Source organism: Mesorhizobium sp. M4B.F.Ca.ET.058.02.1.1 (genome assembly GCF_003952505.1).
Lineage (GTDB): Bacteria > Pseudomonadota > Alphaproteobacteria > Rhizobiales > Rhizobiaceae > Mesorhizobium.
In genome coordinates, this window is sequence record NZ_CP034450.1 from 4,253,570 (window position 1) to 4,272,006 (window position 18,437).

The following is an 18,437-nucleotide window of genomic DNA, read 5'->3' on the forward strand; positions in this document are numbered from 1 at the left end:
ACAATTTATCCGCGCTCATGCCCCAATGTCCGACGAGTTTACCGGCGTTGCCTGAGACGGTTCGGTCCGGCACCGGCTCGTAAACCCCAAGCCCCCGCCCACGGGTCTGCGTCGGATCGAACCAACCTCGGTTTTCCGTTGGAAAATCGGGTGCGACGATCCCAAAACCTAAATGACCGGCGTCAGAAGCAAGCTGACGCCGGTTTTTTATTGCTCGAAGGCTGGGGTCAAAGGCGGTCGGGCTTGCGAATAAACGCAGCGCCGAGGATCGGGCCGGGCATGCCATCCTTACCGACCGACTGCAGCAGCACCGCGCAGCCGGCCTTCTTGGAAATCTCGGTCATCGGCAATTCGTAGCGCTGCGCCTTGCCGTGCCACATGCCGGCGATCTGGATGTCGGAGACAGCGTTCCAATAGGTCAGGCGACGCCCGCTGTTCTCGCCCTGGCCGATCTTGATCGTTTGCGGCGGTTCGAAATAGACGATCACCACATGGGCGTCGTTCGGGCCGTTGCCGGCGTCGCCGGCATCGATCATGACGCGGTCGCTGGTGTGGCTGACCGTCACGCCGACGCGCATGCCCTCGCCGGTTCGGTCGAGGCGCACCAGCGTGCCGTCGACTTCCTTGCGGCTGGCGCCGTTGACGTGGCTGCGGCCGTTGATCACGGCTTGCGGCGTGTAGACAGAGCGGCTGCCGAAGGCACGCATATAGTCATACTGCCGGTCGGTGTTTTCCTTGTTGCTCAGCGTGTCCTGCCAGCCGAGATAGTCCCAGTAGTTGACGTGATAGGCGAGCGCGACGATGTCCTGCTTGCCGGCAAGCTCGGCAAAGAACTCATCGGCCGGCGGGCAGGAGCTGCAGCCCTGGCTGGTGAAAAGCTCGACCACGCCTAGCGGTTTGTCGGCCTGGGGCTTTTCGAGCTCGCCTGCCAGCGCCGTGCCGGCACATGCCGACAGCGCCAGCGCGAGTGCCGCGAGCCGCGAGGGTTTTGCAAATGCCATGGCCGTTCCGATTCCCGCCGGTGACGCCGGCCTTGTTCTGATTGCCAAAATATGTGGCAGAAGCGCCGGTCAACGGGAAGTCACGTTGCGGTGAAATTTTCACCGTTGCAAGCACGCGCAGGGCCGCAATAGGAAGGATGCCTGCACTTCACGCCGCGGTTCGATTCGGAGGGCGCATCATCGTCATGTGGCAGACTCTCTTGGCGCCCGTCGACCTTTACTGCGAGCGGACCGGGCCGGAACTTTGGGCCGAGCCGGCCAATGCTTTGACCAATCTTGCCTTTATTGCCGCTGGATTGTGGGGCGTGCGGGAAGTGCGGCGGCATGGGACCGGAACGTTCGCCGCGATTCTGGCCTGGTGGGTGGTGGCGATCGGGATCGGCTCGACGCTGTTCCACACCTTCGCCGTCAAGTTCACGATCTGGGCCGACGTGCTGCCCATCGCCGGCTTCACGCTGGCTTTCACGCTGTTCAACCTGCGCCGGTTTCTCGGTCTGGAGTGGGGCAAGGCGATCGCCGCCTTCGTCGTCTTCTATGCCGCCGCCGGCCTGTTGACCTATGCGGTGCCGGACTGGCTGCGGCAGGCCTCGAACGGCACGACCGGCTACCTGCCGCCGTTCCTGGCGCTTGCCGTCTTTGGCGTATGGACGGCGGCCAGCGGCAGCGGCGCCGGCCGCTATATCCTGGTGGCTTCGGCGATCTTCGTCGTCTCGGTCGGCTGCCGGATGGCTGATCCACTGGTTTGCGCCAGCTTTCCGCTAGGCACGCATTTCCTGTGGCACATCCTCAACGGGCTGATGTTGGGCGTGCTGCTGGCGGCGGTGGCGCGTCAGGGCGCCCCGAAGGGCAGGGGAATAGGGGAGTGCGGCAGCAAGGAAGCAGGGAATAGGGTGAAGCTGGGGCAAACGGCCTAACCTTCTGCCCTATTCCCCTACTCCCGTACTGCCTTTCACTATGCTGCCAGATCGCGCAGCACGTATTGCAGGATGCCGCCGTTCTTGAAGTAGTCGAGCTCATCCAGCGTATCGATGCGGCAGATGATCGGCACGTTCTTCACCGTGCCATCGCCATAGGTGACCTTGGCGCCCATCTTCTGGCGCGGCTTGATGGCGTCCAGCCCGTCAATCTCGACCAGCTCGTCACCCTTGAGGTTGAGGGAAGCCCATGAGGTGCCGTCCTCGAAGACGAAGGGGATGACGCCCATGCCGACCAGGTTCGAGCGGTGGATGCGCTCGAAGGACTGAGCGATGACCGCGCGGACACCAAGGAGGTTCGTTCCCTTGGCCGCCCAGTCGCGCGACGAGCCGTTGCCGTATTCGACGCCGGCGAAGATGACCAGCGGCACGCCTTCCTTCTTGTACTCCATCGCGGCGTCGTAGATCGACATCTCCTCCTTCGAGGGGTAGTGGATGGTGTAGCCGCCCTCGCGGCCGTTCTCGCCCAGCATGTGGTTGCGGATGCGGATGTTGGCGAAGGTGCCGCGCATCATCACCTCGTGATTGCCGCGCCGCGTGCCGTACTGGTTGAAGTCGGCGACGCCGACGCCATGTTCGGTCAGGTACTTGCCGGCCGGCGAGGCGGCCTTGATCGAGCCCGCCGGCGAGATGTGGTCGGTGGTGATCTTGTCCCCGAAGAGGCCGAGCACGCGCGCGCCCTTGATGTCGCCGATCTTGCCGAAGCCCGAGGTCATGCCGGCGAAGTAGGGCGGGTTCTGCACATAGGTCGAGCTGTCGTCCCAGGCATAGGTCTGGCCTTCCGGCGCCTTGACCTTCTGCCAGTATTCGTCGCCCTTGAAGACGTCGGCATATTTGCGGGCGAACAGCTCGCGCGTGACGTTCTTCTCGATGAACTCCTGGATCTCGGCCGCGCTCGGCCAGATGTCCTTGAGGTAGACCGGTTTGCCGTCGCTGCCTTCGCCGAGCGGCTCGGTGGTCAGGTCCTTGGTCACCGTGCCGGCCAACGCATGGGCGACGACCAGCGGCGGCGACGCGAGATAGTTCGCCTGCACGTCCGGCGAGACGCGGCCCTCGAAGTTGCGGTTGCCGGACAAGACCGCGGCAGCAATCAAGCCTTTGTCATTGATTGTCTTGGAGATCGGCGCCGGCAGCGGGCCGGAATTGCCAATGCAGGTGGTGCAGCCGAAGCCAACCAGGTTGAAGCCGATCTGGTCGAGCTCCTGCTGCAGGCCGGATTTTTCCAGGTATTCGGCGACCACCTGGCTGCCTGGCGCCAGCGAGGTCTTCACCCACGGCTTCTGCTTCAGGCCGACGCGGTTGGCGTTGCGGGCGAGCAGCCCGGCGCCGATCAGCACGCTCGGGTTCGAGGTGTTGGTGCACGAGGTGATGGCGGCGATGACGACGTCGCCATGGCCGAGATCGTGGTCGGTGCCTTCGACCGCGTAGCGCTTGGAGATCTCGGCGGCCTTCTTGTACTCGGTCTCCATCGCCTTGGCGAAGCCGGCCGGAATGCCTTCCAGCGCGACGCGGCCCTCAGGGCGCTTCGGGCCTGCCATCGACGGCACGACGTCGCCGAGATCGAGCTCGAGCAGGTCGGTGAAGACCGGGTCGGCGGAGCCGGCGTCGCGCCACATGCCCTGCGCCTTCGAATAGGCCTCGACCAGCGCGATGCGGCTTTCCTCGCGGCCGGACATCGTCAGATACCGGATGGTCTCGCTGTCGACCGGGAAGAAGCCGCAAGTGGCGCCATATTCCGGCGCCATGTTGCCGATGGTGGCGCGGTCGGCCAGTGTCATGTTGGATAGGCCGGGGCCGAAGAACTCGACGAACTTGCCGACAACGCCCTTCTTGCGCAGCATCTGGGTGACGGTAAGCACGAGGTCGGTGGCGGTGACGCCTTCCTTGAGCTTGCCGGTGAGGCGGAAGCCGATGACCTCGGGCAGGAGCATGGAAACCGGCTGGCCAAGCATCGCCGCCTCGGCCTCGATGCCGCCGACGCCCCAGCCGAGCACGCCGAGGCCGTTGATCATGGTGGTGTGCGAATCGGTACCGACGCAGGTGTCGGGATAGGCGGTGGTCTCGCCGTCCTCGCTGTTCGTCCAGACGACCTGGCCAAGATATTCGAGGTTGACCTGGTGGCAGATGCCGGTGCCGGGCGGCACGACGCGGAAGTTGCGGAAGGCCTGCTGGCCCCATTTCAGGAACTTGTAGCGCTCCTCGTTGCGCTCATACTCGAGCTCGACATTGCGGGCGAAGGCCATCGGCGTGCCGAACTCGTCGACGATGACGGAGTGGTCGATGACGAGGTCGACCGGCACCAGCGGGTTGATCTTTTCCGGATCGCCGCCGAGCGCCTTGATGCCGTCGCGCATGGCGGCCAAATCGACCACCGCCGGAACGCCAGTAAAATCCTGCATCAAAACGCGGGCCGGACGGTAGGCGATCTCGACGCCGGCGGTGCCCTTGTCGGTCAGCCAGCCGGCCACCGCCTGGATGCTCTCCTTGGTGACGGAGCGGCCGTCCTCGTTGCGCAGAAGATTCTCCAGCAGCACCTTCATCGAATAGGGCAGCCGGGCAATGCCGGCGAGGCCGTTCTTCTCGGCCTCGGTAAGGTCGAAATAGACATAGTCAGCGCCACCCGCGGTCAGGGTGCGGCGGCATTTGAAACTGTCGAGGGATTTTGACACGTGCGATCCGTCCTTGTCTGTTCAGCCTGAAAGGGAACGGACGCCGATGGCATGCAATCACGCGCAAAGGTGCGGGTACGGCCATTTCCGCTGTCCGCTCCCAAGCAACCCGAGCCGTTCAAGGCGGCGCGTGCGCTGGTTCGGCGCCAATTCTGTTCCCGCGCCGACCGCTGGCACGGATGATCCGCATATAGAGAATTTCCTGGAATAGTTCTAGACAGTCGAAAGGCAAATTTGTGCGATGCGGCGACGGCCGCGAAACGGTGCTTTCGGAACGGGCAATGATGCGGCTGATCGCCGAAAATCTGGGCGGCGAGCGCGGCGGCGAGACGGTCTTTTCCGGCATCGGCTTTGCGCTCGAGAAGGGCGAGGCACTTGTCGTCACCGGCCCGAACGGCGCCGGCAAGTCGACGCTGCTGAGGGTCATCGCCGGACTGCTGCGGACTGCTGAAGGGCAGGTCCGGGTCGAAGGCGGTGGCGAGGCCTTCCCCACGGTCGCCTCGGCCTGCCACTATCTCGGTCATCTAAACGCGATGAAGACGGCATTGAGCGTGGCGGAGAATCTGCGCTTCTGGCGCGACTTTTCCGGTGAGCCGGCGTTTAGCGTGGACGAGGCGCTGGCGACCGTCGGGCTCGGCGGCATCGGCCATCTGCCGTTTGGCTATTTGTCGACCGGGCAAAGGCGGCGCGCCTCGATCGCAAAACTCCTGGTCAGCCACCGGCCGATCTGGCTGCTCGACGAGCCGACGGCGGGGTTGGACAAGGCGTCGGAGGAGAGGTTTGGCGGACTGATGCGGGTGCATCTTGCGGATGGGGGATCATCGTGGCGGCGACGCATCTGCCGCTTGGGCTGGAAGGGGCGCGCGAGCTGCAAATGAGGGTGGCCGGTTGATGTCGGTGCTCTACGGCGCCCCCCTCTGGCCTGCCGGCCATCTCCCCCACTTGGGGGAGACTGGCAGCTCCGGCGCCCCGCTCATCTTTTCAATGTTGGTGATTGGCGAAATCGCCGGCGACGTCTGATCTCCCCCTCGTGGGGAAGATGGCCGGCAGGCCAGAGGGGGGCGCGAAGGAACGCACACCTAACCAGGGGACCGCACCATAATGGGGTCCCTCTTCCTGCGCGATATCCGCCTCTCGATCCGTGCCGGCGGCGGCGCGCTCACCGGGGTCATCTTCTTCCTCGCCGTCATCGCCACCATCCCGTTCGGCGTCGGGCCGGACCTCAACCTGCTTGCCCGTATCGGCCCGGCGATCCTGTGGATCGCGGCCTTGCTCGCCTGCCTGCTTGGCCTCGACCGGCTGTTCCAGGCCGACCGCGAGGACGGCTCGCTCGATCTTCTGGTGCTCGGCCACGACCGCCACATGCTGGCGCTGACGGTGCTGGTGAAATGCCTGGCGCACTGGGCGGGCAGCGTGCTGCCGCTGGTGGTCGCCGCACCGCTGCTTGGGCTGTTCATGAACATGGAGCCGGCCGGCATCGGCGCCACCGCGCTGACGCTTCTCGTCGGCACGCCGGCCATCACCTTGATCGGGGCGGCCGGCGCCGCGGTCGCGGTGGCACTGCCGCGCGGCGGGCTGCTGATCTCGGTGCTGGTGCTGCCGCTCACCATTCCGGTGCTGATCTTCGGCGTCTCGGCAAGCTATGGCGCGGTGGCCGACCCAGCGCCGTTCCTGCAGCCCTTCCTCATTCTTGCCGCGCTGACGCTGTTTCTTGCCGTGCTCGGGCCGGCGGCGGCGGCGCTGGCGCTGCGCCATGGGACGGACTGAGCGATACGGGCTGCGGCGCGGCGGCCAATTGCGAAGCCGGAACGGCGAGGCTAAGGGAAGGCATGAACAAGCAGGGCAAAATGGCCGGGCCGGAATGCCGCATCCGCGCGGAGCGGCGGGCATGAGTGCGCATGCGCTCTATGTCACGGCTGCCTATGCCATTACGGCGCTGGTGCTGGCGGGGCTGGTCGCATGGATCCTGATCGACCAGCGCGGGCGCAAGCGCGATCTCGCCGAGCTCGAAGCCGCCGGCGTGCGGCGGCGCTCCGACAAGAGCGAGGCCCTCAAGGACAAGGGCGCGAAATCATGACTGAGAGCACGGAAACCGGAACGCCGGCGCCGCGCGCGCGTCGCCTGTTCGTCCTGCTGCCGCTGCTGATCTTCCTGGGGCTGGCCGGGCTGTTCCTGTCGCAGCTCCTGTCCGGCCGCGACGTGTCGGAAGTGCCGTCGGCGCTGATCGGCCTGCCGGCGCCGCAGACCAATCTGCCACCGCTGCAAGGCAGCACGCTGCCGGGGCTCGATTCGAAGTCGTTCGCCGGCAAGGTCACGCTGGTCAATGTCTTCGCCTCATGGTGCGCGCCGTGTCGCGACGAGCATCCGGTGCTGCTCGCTTTGTCGAAGGACAAGCGTTTTGTGCTGGCGGCGCTGAACTACAAGGATGAGCCGGAGAACGCCCGGCGCTTCCTTGGCGAGGTCGGCAATCCCTACCAGGCGATCGGTGTCGACGAGGCCGGGCGGGCGGCTATCGATTGGGGCGTCTACGGCGTGCCGGAAACTTTCGTCGTCGGCAAGGACGGCAAGATCGCCTACAAGCATGTCGGGCCGATTACCGCCGAGTCGGCGGAGACGCTGCTGTTGCCGCAGATCGAAAAGGCGCTGGCGGCGCATTGATATCCAGGTGATGCCGGCCTGCGAACGGCGGCTTCCTGCGCTTCCGGTGCTCCAGTACCTAAGTACGCTCCGCTCCGGTTCTCGGAATCCACCATTCTCGACTCGGCCTGACCTGAATCTCAACGCGCCTGACAGCGCGGAGCTGGTTGGGCCGAAAAGCTCAGCCGTAGATCTGCTTGTGGATCTGGTAGAGCATCTCGGAGCGGTCGGCGCGCATGTCGGCCAGATCGCGGCTGGAGAAGCTGTCGATTTCGGCGACGAGGCGGTTGTACTGGCGGCGCTTGGCGATGTTGGTGCGAGCGCGGGTGACGAGGTTGTCGAAGATCATGGTAGAGGTTCCTTTCGTGCCGCGTTGCCGCGGCGAATTGTTCCTCCCTTGATCGATACGGAGCATGACATAGGATTGGTGCGTTGCAAAAAGAAGATGTTGCAATGCACCATTGCGCTGGGCGCATAGCCGGTTAATGCGACGTCAATTCCGCGGGGCTGGTCGCCGGGCCACAAGCCATACGCCAACTCTCGCCCTTTTTGTATTGCAACTGCGTATTCGCACATTGCCTTCTGGCTAGCGGACTGGCTTGATCCGCGCATTCTGAAATGCCCGGAGGAAAAGCATGACGGCCGCCGATTACGAAGTTCTCGATCCACGTTTTTCGCGGCTGGTCAACAGCAACGAGCGGGTGGAGAAGCTGTTCACCGGCTGCCGCTGGGCGGAAGGTCCGGCCTGGTTCGCCGCCGGCCGCTACCTCGTCTGGTCCGACATCCCCAACAACCGAATGCTGCGCTATGACGAGACCGACGGCAGTGTCAGCGTGTTCCGCCAGCCGTCCGGCAATTCCAACGGCAACACCGTCGACCGGCAGGGCCGGCTGGTCACGTGCGAGCATTCGGGCCGCCGCGTCAGCCGCACCGAGCATGACGGCTCGGTCATCACCATCGCCGACAATTGGCGCGGCAAGCGGCTCAACTCGCCGAACGACGCGGTGGTGAAGTCCGACGGCTCGATCTGGTTCACCGATCCGGCCTACGGCATCGACACCGACTATGAGGGCAATCACGCAGAAAGCGAGATCGGCGCCTGCAACGTCTACCGGGTCGATCCCGGCACGGGGGAGATCGATGCCGTCATCACCGACATGGTGAGACCCAACGGGCTTGCCTTCTCGCTCGACGAAAGCCTGCTTTATGTCGCCGATACCGGCCGCACGCATGGCGCCAAGAACCCGGCGCATATCCGCGTCTTCAACGTCGGCAAGGGTGGCAAGAAGGTTTCGGGCGGCAAGGTCTTCGCCGACTGCACGGCCGGGCTGTTCGACGGGTTCCGTCTCGACGAGGCCGGCCGAATCTGGACAAGCGCCGCCGACGGCATCCATTGCTACGATCCCGACGGCACGCTGATCGGCAAGGTCAAGGTGCCGGACGTCGTCGCCAACTGCGTCTTCGGCGGCCCCAAGCGCAACCGCCTCTACATCGCCGGCACCACCTCGCTCTATGTGGTCTGGCTGATGGTGAACGGCGCCAAGACGTATTGAGCGATGGGCCCGGCCGGTGTCATCGCGAGCGGATGAAGCCGGCGAAGGCCGAGAGCGCCTCGTTCATCGCCAGCCGGTTCGCAGGCTCCGCCAGGATCGCCTCCATCTCCGGCGGCTTCTTGCCCAGCAGCGCGATTTCCAGCGCCGCTTCTTCACGGAGCGCGAACGACATCGTCCGCATGATCTCGGCCAGGGCGGCGCGCGCATAGAGCGAGCGCGGCGAGGCATGCACGAACATAGCCGGCTTGGCGACGGCGGCGTCGCGCGACACCAGCCAGTCGAGCGCGTTCTTCAGACCGCCCGGCACGCCATGGGCATATTCCGGACAGGAGACGATGACGCCGTCGGCCGCCGTGACGGCCTCGATCAGCGCTGCCGCTTCCGGTGGCGTGCGCTCGCCCTCGTCGTCCGGGTTGAAGATCGGCAGCCGGCCAAGTCCGTCATAGAGGGTCACGCGGGAGCCGGCCGGCGCGTTTTGAGCCAGCGCCGCGAGCAGCGCCGAATTGGTCGAGGCGGCGCGCAGGCTGCCGGAAATGGCAAAGATGTTGAGCAAGCGGGAACTGTCCGGGCGAATCGTGCCCGAGGCTACCACATGGTCTGCCGGTAATCCTGGTCCAGCTCGCGGTCGATGTCGCCGGCGGCCTCGGCGAGCGCCAGCTGGTCGCGGATGATCTGGCCGAGCGTCGGCAGCGTCGCGCGGTCGTACCAGGTCTCCGGCTTCCACAGATCCGAGCGCATGAAGGCCTTGGCGCAATGCATGTAGGCGGCCTTGACCGACACCACGATGACGCTCTGCGGCTCCTTGCCGTCGACGGCCAGCCGCCCGCGCAGGCCGGCATCGACGGTGATGCGGGCGTCGCCGTTGACGCGCAGCGTCTCGTTCATGCCGGGAATGAGGAACAACAGCCCGACCGAGGGATTGCGGACGATGTTCTCCAGCGTGTCCAGCCGGTTGTTGCCGGGCCGGTCGGGGATGGCGATGGTCGCGTCGTCGAGGATGGCGGCGAAGCCGGGCTTGTCGCCTTTCGGCGTTACGTCGGCATTGCCGGCGCCGTCGGAGGAGCCGATCAGCACGAAGGGGCTCTTGCCGATAAAGGAGCGGCAATGGCCGTCAAGCGCCTTCAGTTCCTTGCGGATGGGGCCATCGGTCGGTCGGGGCGTCTTGTAGATCGCCCTCAGCTCGTCGCGCGTGGTGAGGAATTCCATGCCCCGTCCCTCTCTTGTTCTGCCGCAATTCCGGACGGAAAACCGCTGCGCACGTTTCCTGGAATTGCTCTATTTGCCAGCGTTCTCCTCCTTAGCCTTGTCCTCAAGCGAATGGCGCATGATCAGTGGCATCTGGCTGAAGGTGAAGAGAAGCGTGATGGGCATGATGCCCCAGACCTTGAAGGTAACCCAGGCGTCGGTGGAAAAATTCCGCCAGACCACTTCATTGACGAGGGCCAGGAAGAGGAAGAACAGGCCCCAGCGGAAGGTGAGCTTCTTCCAGCCTTCGGTGTCTAGCCTGAAGGCTGAATCGAAGACATAGCCGAGCAGTGACTTGCCGAAATACAGGCCGCCGAGCAGCACGCCGCCGAACAGCGTGTTGACGATGGTCGGCTTCATCTTGATGAAGACGTCGTCCTGCAAATAGAGCGTCAGCGTGCCGAAGATGAGGACGACGACACCCGACACCATGGGCATGATCGGCAAGGTGCGGATGAGCAGCCAGGAAACGATGAGCGCCAGCGCAGTGGCAACCATGAACAGGCCGGTGGCGACGAAGATCGGCCCGCCGAGCTCGCCCAGCACCGGGAATTTCTGCACCAGCCATTCGCTGCGCGAATTGGCGAAGAAGAACACCATCAGCGGACCGAGCTCCAGCGCCAGCTTGAGCACCGGGTTTACGCCTTCCTTCTTCTGTTTCTGCGGGTCTGACGGGTCGCGTTCGAGGATGTTCATGGAAGTCCTTGTTGTCCCGAAAGTCGGCGCTTTTGGGATCGTTCAAGCCACGCCAGCGATCGCGCGGGCGAATTCGCTGGCTGAAAAAGGTTCGAGGTCGTCGACTTGCTCGCCGACGCCGATGAAATAGACCGGCAGCCTGTGCCTGGCCGCGATCGCCACCAGAATACCGCCGCGCGCCGTACCGTCGAGCTTGGTCATCACCAGGCCGTTGACGCCGGCGACGTTGCGGAAGATCTCGACCTGGCTCAGCGCATTCTGGCCGGTGGTGGCATCGACCGTCTGCAGCACGGTGTGCGGCGCTTCCGGATCGAGCTTGCCCAGCACGCGCACGATCTTCTCCAGCTCCGCCATCAGCTCGGCCTTGTTCTGCAGCCGGCCGGCGGTGTCGATGATCAGCACATCGGAGCCGGCATCCTTGGCCTTCTCGAAGGCGTCGTAGGCGAGGCCGGCGGCATCGGCGCCGAGTTTTGAGGCAATGACCGGCGATTTCGTCCGCTCGCCCCAGATCTTCAATTGTTCGATCGCGGCGGCGCGGAAGGTGTCGCCGGCGGCGAGCATCACTGACAGGCCGCCATCGGTCAGCTTGGCGGCCAGCTTGCCGATCGTCGTGGTCTTGCCGGTGCCGTTGACGCCGACCACCAGGATGACATGCGGCTTGTGGGTGAGGTCGAGCTCCAGCGGCAGGGCGACGGGGGTCAGCACCTTCTCGACCTCGGCCGCCATGACCGAGCGCACCTCGGCGTCGGAGACGTCCTTGCCGTAGCGGCTGGAGGCCAGCGCATCGGTGACGCGGAGCGCGGTCTCCAGGCCGAGATCGGCGCGGATCAGCACGTCCTCCAGGTCCTGCAGAGTGTCCTCGTCCAGCTTGCGCTTGGTGAAGACGCCGGCAATGTTGCCCGACAGCTCGCGCGAGGAGCGGGCAAGCCCGTCCCGCATGCGCTGGAACCAGGAGCGCCGCGGCGCCGGCTCCGGCGCCTTCTGCGCCTCGGCCTTCTGCTCGACCTTTTTTGCGACGGTTATCTTGCCGGTTGAGGGCTTTGGCTCCGGGGTGTGCGGGATCGGCTGCGGCTCGGGGGCAATCTCGGCAACCATCCGCTCCGGTTCGACCGGCGCAGGCTGGCGAATCGGAGGAGCGATTTCCGCCGGCGGAGCAGGCTCCGGTGGCGGCAAATCCTCGACAGGCTGGCGCTGCCCCTCACCCTCTGCCCGTGAAGAACGGCGCGAGGGGGGCGTCGGCGTTGGCGCTTCTTCCTTCTCCCCGTCACTATACGGGGAGAAAGTGCCGGCAGGCGGATGAGGGGCGGCGCCGACCTCCAAAGATGGCTCGATAGAACGTGGCGCTGCCGGCGGCACCTCGATCGGTGCCGGCGTCTCGGCCGGGACTTCGCTGGGCGTCGTCGGCACTTCGACGGGCGCCGGCTCCGGCTGCGGTACCTCTTGCGGCGCGGGCACCGGCTCAGGTGCAGGTTCGGGCGGAACGGGCACTTCCTCCGGTGCCGGCGGCTCCGGCTTCTCCGGGGCAGGTTGCGGCTCTTCCTCCGGCAGGGGCTGCGGCAACGGCTCCGGCTCGGACGGAACGACCGGCTCAGGTGCCGGCGGGATGACGGGTTCCGGCGCCGGCGGAATGTCCGGTGCAGGTTCGGGCTTCGGCTCCTCGGCCGCCGGCTTCAGCGCGTCCAGCGCATCCCATTTGATCGGCGGCAAGGGTGCCGTCTCGTCGACGCGCTCCTCGACGACTTCCTTCTTGCCGAACGAAAATATCTTCTTGAAGAAACCAGCCATGTTTTGCGTATCTCAGGCGGCGCGCGCGGCAAGCGACGCGGCCAGGAGGCGGGCGCCGTCATGGCCCGTAACAACAGCCTCGACGATCTTGCCCGGTGCCCCGGCGTCGATGGCGGCCAGCGTGAACCCCTCGGTGCGGCCGAGGCCGTCGCGCTCGACCAGGATCGACTGGCGCGTACCGGCAAGGGCGGCGAGATGGCGGCGATAGGCGGCCTCGCCGGCGGCGCGAAGCCGGGCCGCGCGCTGCTTGACCACCTCGCGCCGCACCTGCGGCATGCGCGCGGCGGGCGTGCCTTCGCGCGGGCTGAACGGGAAGACGTGCAGATGCGTCAGGCCGCATTCCTCGACGATCTTTTCCGAGTTCGCGAACATCGCCTCGGTCTCGGTCGGGAAGCCGGCGATGATGTCGGCGCCGAAGACGATGCCGGGGCGCAGCTTGCGTACCTCCTCGCAGAAGCGGATCGACTGGTCGCGCAGGTGGCGGCGCTTCATGCGCTTCAGGATCATGTCGTCGCCCGACTGCAGCGACAGATGCAGATGCGGCATCAGCCGGGGCTCGGTGGCGATGGCGTCCAGCAGGTCCTCGTCGGCCTCGATGGAATCGATCGAGGACAGCCTGAGCCGCTTCACCTCTGGCACCTGGCGCAGGATCGTCTTCACCAGCTTCCCAAGCTTCGGGGCGCCCGGCAGGTCGGCGCCAAAACTGGTCATGTCGACGCCGGTCAGCACGATCTCGGCATAGCCATTGCCGGCCAGCCGCTTGATCTGCTCGACCACGGCGCCCATCGGCACCGAGCGCGAATTGCCGCGGCCATAGGGGATGATGCAGAAGGTGCAGCGATGGTCGCAGCCATTCTGCACCTGGACGAAGGCGCGCGCCCGGCCCTCGATTGCATCGACCATGTGGCCGGCCGTCTCGCGCACCGAGAAGATGTCGTTGACGCGCGCCTTCTCGGTGTCGTTGACGCCAAAATCGGGGAGCGCGCGATAGGAATTCGCCTTCAGCTTCTCTTCATTGCCGAGCACGAGGTCGACCTCGTCCATGGCGGCGAAGTTCTGCGGCTCGGTCTGCGCCGCGCAGCCGGTGACGATGATGCGTGCCTGCGGGTTCTCGCGGCGGGCTTTGCGGATCGACTGCTTGGCCTGGCGCACCGCTTCCGCTGTGACGGCGCAGGTGTTGAAGATGACGGCGCCGCCCTCGAGCGCGCCGAGGCCGGCGCTTTCGGCCTCGCGGCGCATCACCTCGGACTCATAGGTGTTCAGGCGGCAGCCGAAGGTGACGACGTCTATCGCCATCAGGCCGCGCTTTCGGTGTCGCGGGCCCAGGTGCCGGTCGAAGGGTCGAAGCTGCCGGAGAATTCCCATTCGGCGGCACCGGTCAGGATGACGTGGTCGTCGTCGCGCCATTCGACATGCAGCGAGCCGCCGCCGGGCGTCATCAGCGAGACGCTGCGGCCGGTGCGCTTGGTGCGGGCAGCGGCCACCACGGCGGCGCAGGCGGCCGAGCCGCAGGCCTTGGTCAGGCCGGCGCCGCGTTCCCAGGTACGGATAACCATGGTTTCGGGCGAGGTGACCTGCGCGATGGTGATGTTGGCGCGCTCGGGGAAGATCGGATGGTTTTCCAAAAGCGGGCCGAACCGGTCGAGCTCGTAGGACCAGACGTCGCGATCGACCCAGAAGATGGCGTGCGGATTGCCCATCGAGACGGCCGAGGGCGAATGCAGCACCGGCGCGTCGATCGGGCCGATCTGCAGCTCGATCATGCGGGTGTCGCGGAACTCCTCGGCGAGCGGGATGTCCTGCCAGCCGAAGCGCGGCGCGCCCATATCGACCGAGATCGTGCCATCGGCATGTTCCTTGGCGTTGAGGATGCCGGCCCGGGTCTCGAAGGTGAAGCTCTTCTGGCCGGTCTCGGCGGCGAGCGCCTGCACGACACAGCGCATGCCGTTGCCGCAGGCCTGCGCACCCGAGCCGTCGGAATTCAGGATGTCGACATAATAGGCGGTGCCCGGCGTCCTCGCATCGTGGATCGCCATGATCTGGTCGAACTTGGTCGCGGCATCGGCATTGAGCGCGATCGCCGCCGCCGGCGTCACCCGGTCGGCGCGGCCGCGCATATCGGCAACGATGATCTCGTTGCCGATGCCATTCATCTTGGCGAAGGGGGCGGTGCCTGCCATCTAACCGGTCATTCCATGTCCGTTTGGCGCTATATGGCGGAAACGGGCGGGAATTACCAGTGCGGCGCGCTTGAAGCCACGGCGAAGACGCCGAACCGGCCACGACGGAGACACCGGGCCCGGCGACGGCGAAGACGTCGCGCCTTGGCGACGACGAAGACGTCGCGCCTAGCCGACGGCGAAGACGTCGGGCCTAGGTAACCGCGAAGACGCCGAGCACGATCAGCAGGAAGATGATGAGGACGACGCCGATCAGGACGCGCGCGCCGGTGGCGGCCGCGCCTGCCAGTGCCGGCATGCCGAGCAGGCTCGCCGCCGCGGCGACAATAAGAAGAATGATGATCCACTTGATCATGGAAAGGCTCCCAGCCGAATTGCGCTGTTGGGTCAACGCCTCTTGTCGGCTTGGGTTCCTGTGGTCGGCCAGCTCCTGGGCTAGGCGGCCGGCACATCCCACACCTCGCCCGGCCGCAAGGCGCGGAAACGTTCGCGCGGCAGGCGCTCGGCGTCGAGCGCCTCGGCCAGTTTGCGGGCAGGCTCGTCGATCGGCTCATTGGTGAGCTGGAAGGTGCCCCAGTGGCAGCCTGCGGCGTGGGCTGCGTTGCAAAGCATCATGCCTTGCACCGCCTCCTCGGGATTCTGGTGCTGCGGCTCCATGAACCAGCGCGGCTCATAGGCGCCGATCGGCAGGATGGCGAGGCGGAAGCCGCCATGCTTTTCGGCCATCAGCCGGTAGTTGGCGCCGCCATGGAAGCCGGTATCGCCGGCGAAATAGATTTTTGCGCTTGGCGTCTCGACCACGAACCCCGCCCACAGTGCCATGCGCCGGTCGCGCGCGCCGCGCGCCGACCAGTGGTGCACCGGCTCGACATGGATGGCGGCATCCTTGCCGAGGTCGAGCCTGTCGCCCCAGTCATGCGCGCTGAGCCGCATGCCGGGGACGGCGGCGTCGATGATGGCGTCGTTGCCGAGCGGCGTGATCACCAGCGGGTCGTGCCTCGCCTTCAGCCGCTTCAGCGTGGCGAGATCGAGATGGTCGTAATGGTTGTGGCTGACCAGCACGAGGTCGATCGGCGGCAACTGGGAAAAGGCGATGCCCGGCGCGTTGACACGTTTCGGCCCGGCAAAGGACAGCGGCGAGACGCGCTGCGACCAGGCCGGATCGGTGAGGATGTTCAGCCCCGCCGTCTGGATGAGCAGCGAGGAATGGCCGACCATGGTGAGGCGCAGCGCGGCGCCGTCGACGCGCTCGTCCGGCCTCGCCTGATGGAACGGGCTCGGATTGGCCGCCGGCCATTTCGCGCGCTCGCCGCCCAACTGCCATCGCAGGAGGTCGGCGAAGCGGCCGGGCGGCTTGCCATTGGGATTGAAGAACAGGGTGCCGTCGAAATGATCGCTTGGCGGGCCGCGATAATAGCGGTTGGCGGCTGTCTTTCTTGCGGCCAAGGCTGCGGCTCCGGCATGTTTCTTCCTCTTGCAAGATAGGATCGATGCCATCTGGCGCAAGCATTTGGGACGGGTGCATGCTCTGGCCAGAGGCCGCGCGCTGGCGCCGGCGATGATTTCCGGTATACGATCGGTCGGCGGAATGGAGGGGGAAACCATGCGTCGGCAGGCAGTTCTTGCAGTCGTGGCGGCGATCATGGGGACCGCGCCGATAGCGCCGGCTGCCGCGCAGACGCAGCCCGGCGCTTGCGCCTTTGCGCCAGCCATCCTGGACGCGGGCGATTTCCTGCTTGCCGAACCGGCAACGTTCCCGAATTTCTGGCGCGACCGTTTCGGGGATGACGCCGCGTATCTGAAGATACGCTATGGCGGCCTTGCCTACACCGAAGGCTCGGCGCTTCTGGCGAGCCTGGAAAAACGCAGTCATCCGCCGCAGCGCATTGTCGAACTCAGACTTGCCTATGCAACAACGCCGGACCGGGCGGCGATGATTGCCGGCATGCAGCCGCTGCCCAAGGCACAGTCGATTGTGCCACAGCTTGGCCAATCCGCCTGGCGCGCGCTGGTCATGGAGGATGATGGCGACTGGCTTCTGGACGAACTGGCGCGCTTGCAGACGTCGGATCTTTACCAAGCGTCGGTCGCCGCCAAAGGAATTGCGCAGGCGCTGTCCGCTCTCGATGATCAGGCAAAGTCGCAGCTCGCCCAAAGGGCTGAAGAAGCAGGCGTTTGGCTCCTAGCGCTCGAGATGCGGGCAGCAGAAGACGACCTCTCCGACTACGTCGCCTACCTCGACCGCCTTCCGCCCGCGGCATTAATCGACAAGCGTCATACCGGTTATCTTCGCAACGCCCTCAACTCTGCCAATCTTCGCCCGTTCTTCGACATTTCCAAACAGCCGGCGCAGGTACAGGCGCTCGACCGTCAAAACGGTATGGGTTCAGCCATCAGGCCAATCGGGCAGCTGATTGACCATTCTCCGCAGGCCGCCATCTTGCTGACTCTCGTGAACCAGACCGGTGATCTGCGGCTTGGCCCTACAGTGGCAGGGGCGCTCAACGCGCAGATTGCAGCAAAACAGCTCGACCCGATCAACAATCCCGATGCCGTCACGGCGGCTATGCTCAATGGGATCGACTATGTTCTTGGTCGCCGCGAACGGGAGGACAATCTGCGTCATGCCCTGATCTCCGAGATGCAAGGCGAAACGGCGGAGTCGTTCGTTGACAGGGCGTTGGCTCGATCGACGCTGGCGCCTTTCATGAAAGGCAATGAGGCCGAACCGCCACATCGCCCAAAACAGCTCACAGCGGCCTTCCCCTGGGAACAGTGGGTCGGGCTGGCGGGCAGGCTGAAGGCTGGCGAAACCATCGCGCCGGAAGATCGCATCGTCGCCGCCGACCTCATGATTGCGGCCAACCGCCCGTCGGATGCGCTTGCCCTGCTGAAAACAGCCGGCGCCTGGAAGACGGCGGCGCTGCGAGCCCATCAGTTGGCCCTCGACCTGGACCGCCGCTGCGCCGACTTGCTGCGGCCCCCGGTGGCGCTCGCGCAACCGCTCTACCAGTTCGAACCGCGCTGAGACCGTTCCAGCGACATCCCCGTAATTTCCGAGGGCAGCACGATGGCAATGAAGCGGACCAAGACACCGTGGATGAAGGCCGAGGATTTCGGCCGCTCGCTGCCGCGCGGCATCGGCGTCAACCTGCTGGTCACCGACATGGCGGCGATGGAGGCCTTCTGCCGCGACGTGCTTGGCGCCCGCATCATCTATGTCGACGAGGATTTCGCGGCGATCGAACTCTTGGGCTCGATATTCATGCTGCATGCCGACCATTCCTATCTCGACAATGAGATGAGCGGCGTCATCGCCGGCGCCGAGACGCGCGGGACGGGCATCGAGCTGCGCCTCTATGGTGCCGATCCGGATGCGATCGAGGCGCGGGCGCGCGATCTCGGCCACATCGTGCTCGCCGGCACGATCGACAAGCCGCATGGCCTGCGCGAATGCTATGTCGTCGGTCCGGACGGCTATGTCTTCGTGCCGAGCGCGGGGCTTTCCGCATAGGGCCGCGCCGGATATTGCCGACGACAACGGGCTTCATCGAGGCGCGCCATAATTGGACCTTCGAGGGTCACACGCCTGTTGCGACAAAATTGCAACAATTGCCCCGAAAACCCTATTTTAACCATATCGGGTTGAAATTCTGCCACCTTCTCCATCTTGGTGGAGGGAGAGATTGCGCGGACG

The 18,437-nt window shown here is 65.4% G+C and carries 18 protein-coding genes and 1 pseudogene; 8 read left to right on the top strand and 11 right to left on the bottom strand.

All coding sequences use genetic code 11. The annotated features are described in order from the left end of the window. Window positions 1-227 precede the first annotated feature (227 nt). Window positions 228-1,001: a thioredoxin family protein gene (locus tag EJ073_RS20850; RefSeq protein ID WP_126057430.1), complete on the bottom strand. Its 774-nt coding sequence runs from the start codon at window positions 999-1,001 to the stop codon at window positions 228-230. Window positions 1,002-1,186: 185 nt separating this feature from the next. Between EJ073_RS20850 and EJ073_RS20855 the strand changes: the two genes are divergently transcribed. Then, entirely contained in the window at window positions 1,187-1,915 is a 729-nt protein-coding gene (locus EJ073_RS20855) for a ceramidase domain-containing protein (protein ID WP_126057431.1), read from the top strand. Between the two features lie 38 nt (window positions 1,916-1,953). On the opposite strand, the gene acnA is transcribed toward EJ073_RS20855, so the two are convergent. Further along, the gene (acnA, locus tag EJ073_RS20860; RefSeq protein WP_126057432.1) at window positions 1,954-4,644 is read right to left on the bottom strand and encodes an aconitate hydratase AcnA; all 2,691 of its coding nucleotides are present in this window, start codon (window positions 4,642-4,644) and stop codon (window positions 1,954-1,956) included. Between the two features lie 284 nt (window positions 4,645-4,928). Here acnA and ccmA point away from each other — a divergent pair. From ccmA to EJ073_RS20880, 4 genes and pseudogenes are all read left to right on the top strand, one after another. Beyond that, window positions 4,929-5,536, top strand: a pseudogene (gene ccmA, locus EJ073_RS20865) (heme ABC exporter ATP-binding protein CcmA). Window positions 5,537-5,745: 209 nt separating this feature from the next. Continuing rightward, complete coding sequence (gene ccmB / locus EJ073_RS20870; RefSeq protein WP_126057433.1) at window positions 5,746-6,411, top strand: heme exporter protein CcmB; 666 nt, start codon at window positions 5,746-5,748, stop codon at window positions 6,409-6,411. A gap of 121 nt (window positions 6,412-6,532) precedes the next feature. Next, window positions 6,533-6,721, top strand: coding sequence for a heme exporter protein CcmD (gene ccmD / locus EJ073_RS20875; RefSeq protein WP_126057434.1), 189 nt, complete (start codon window positions 6,533-6,535; stop codon window positions 6,719-6,721). Further along, window positions 6,718-7,302 carry a DsbE family thiol:disulfide interchange protein gene (locus tag EJ073_RS20880; protein ID WP_126057435.1) on the top strand — a complete coding sequence of 195 codons (585 nt, stop codon included), beginning with the start codon at window positions 6,718-6,720 and terminating at the stop codon, window positions 7,300-7,302. Before ccmD ends, EJ073_RS20880 begins: the two co-directional genes overlap by 4 nt. 160 nt (window positions 7,303-7,462) lie before the next feature. On the opposite strand, the gene EJ073_RS20885 is transcribed toward EJ073_RS20880, so the two are convergent. Next, window positions 7,463-7,630: a hypothetical protein gene (locus EJ073_RS20885; RefSeq protein WP_126057436.1), complete on the bottom strand. Its 168-nt coding sequence runs from the start codon at window positions 7,628-7,630 to the stop codon at window positions 7,463-7,465. Window positions 7,631-7,916: 286 nt separating this feature from the next. Here EJ073_RS20885 and EJ073_RS20890 point away from each other — a divergent pair, with 286 nt between their 5' ends. Next, window positions 7,917-8,834, top strand: a complete 918-nt coding sequence (locus tag EJ073_RS20890) for an SMP-30/gluconolactonase/LRE family protein (protein WP_126057437.1) — start codon at window positions 7,917-7,919, stop codon at window positions 8,832-8,834. A 19-nt stretch (window positions 8,835-8,853) separates the two neighbouring features. Here the strand turns inward: EJ073_RS20890 and EJ073_RS20895 are convergent, their stop codons facing one another. From EJ073_RS20895 to EJ073_RS20930, 8 genes are all read right to left on the bottom strand, one after another. Then, window positions 8,854-9,387, bottom strand: a complete 534-nt coding sequence (locus EJ073_RS20895; protein WP_126057438.1) for an NADPH-dependent FMN reductase — start codon at window positions 9,385-9,387, stop codon at window positions 8,854-8,856. Window positions 9,388-9,419: 32 nt separating this feature from the next. After that, complete coding sequence (locus tag EJ073_RS20900; RefSeq protein WP_126057439.1) at window positions 9,420-10,040, bottom strand: pyridoxamine 5'-phosphate oxidase family protein; 621 nt, start codon at window positions 10,038-10,040, stop codon at window positions 9,420-9,422. A gap of 69 nt (window positions 10,041-10,109) precedes the next feature. Next, on the bottom strand, window positions 10,110-10,775 hold the full coding sequence (locus EJ073_RS20905; RefSeq protein WP_126057440.1) for a septation protein A: 666 nt from the start codon (window positions 10,773-10,775) through the stop codon (window positions 10,110-10,112). A 42-nt stretch (window positions 10,776-10,817) separates the two neighbouring features. Beyond that, entirely contained in the window at window positions 10,818-12,560 is a 1,743-nt protein-coding gene (gene ftsY, locus EJ073_RS20910) for a signal recognition particle-docking protein FtsY (RefSeq protein ID WP_126057441.1), read from the bottom strand. Window positions 12,561-12,572: 12 nt separating this feature from the next. Continuing rightward, on the bottom strand, window positions 12,573-13,856 hold the full coding sequence (gene mtaB / locus EJ073_RS20915) for a tRNA (N(6)-L-threonylcarbamoyladenosine(37)-C(2))-methylthiotransferase MtaB (RefSeq protein ID WP_126057442.1): 1,284 nt from the start codon (window positions 13,854-13,856) through the stop codon (window positions 12,573-12,575). Further along, on the bottom strand, window positions 13,856-14,740 hold the full coding sequence (dapF, locus tag EJ073_RS20920; RefSeq protein WP_126057443.1) for a diaminopimelate epimerase: 885 nt from the start codon (window positions 14,738-14,740) through the stop codon (window positions 13,856-13,858). Before dapF ends, mtaB begins: the two co-directional genes overlap by 1 nt. Window positions 14,741-14,933: 193 nt before the next feature. Continuing rightward, the gene (locus EJ073_RS20925) at window positions 14,934-15,095 is read right to left on the bottom strand and encodes a DUF1328 family protein (RefSeq protein WP_126057444.1); all 162 of its coding nucleotides are present in this window, start codon (window positions 15,093-15,095) and stop codon (window positions 14,934-14,936) included. An 80-nt stretch (window positions 15,096-15,175) separates the two neighbouring features. After that, the gene (locus EJ073_RS20930) at window positions 15,176-16,186 is read right to left on the bottom strand and encodes an MBL fold metallo-hydrolase (protein ID WP_126057445.1); all 1,011 of its coding nucleotides are present in this window, start codon (window positions 16,184-16,186) and stop codon (window positions 15,176-15,178) included. On the opposite strand from EJ073_RS20930, the gene EJ073_RS20935 reads away from it, so the two are divergent. Both EJ073_RS20935 and EJ073_RS20940 read left to right on the top strand, forming a co-directional pair. Then, entirely contained in the window at window positions 16,161-17,768 is a 1,608-nt protein-coding gene (locus EJ073_RS20935; RefSeq protein ID WP_126057446.1) for a hypothetical protein, read from the top strand. The genes EJ073_RS20930 and EJ073_RS20935 overlap by 26 nt on opposite strands. A gap of 42 nt (window positions 17,769-17,810) precedes the next feature. Next, the gene (locus EJ073_RS20940) at window positions 17,811-18,254 is read left to right on the top strand and encodes a VOC family protein (protein WP_126057447.1); all 444 of its coding nucleotides are present in this window, start codon (window positions 17,811-17,813) and stop codon (window positions 18,252-18,254) included. The last annotated feature ends 183 nt before the right edge of the window (window positions 18,255-18,437 follow it).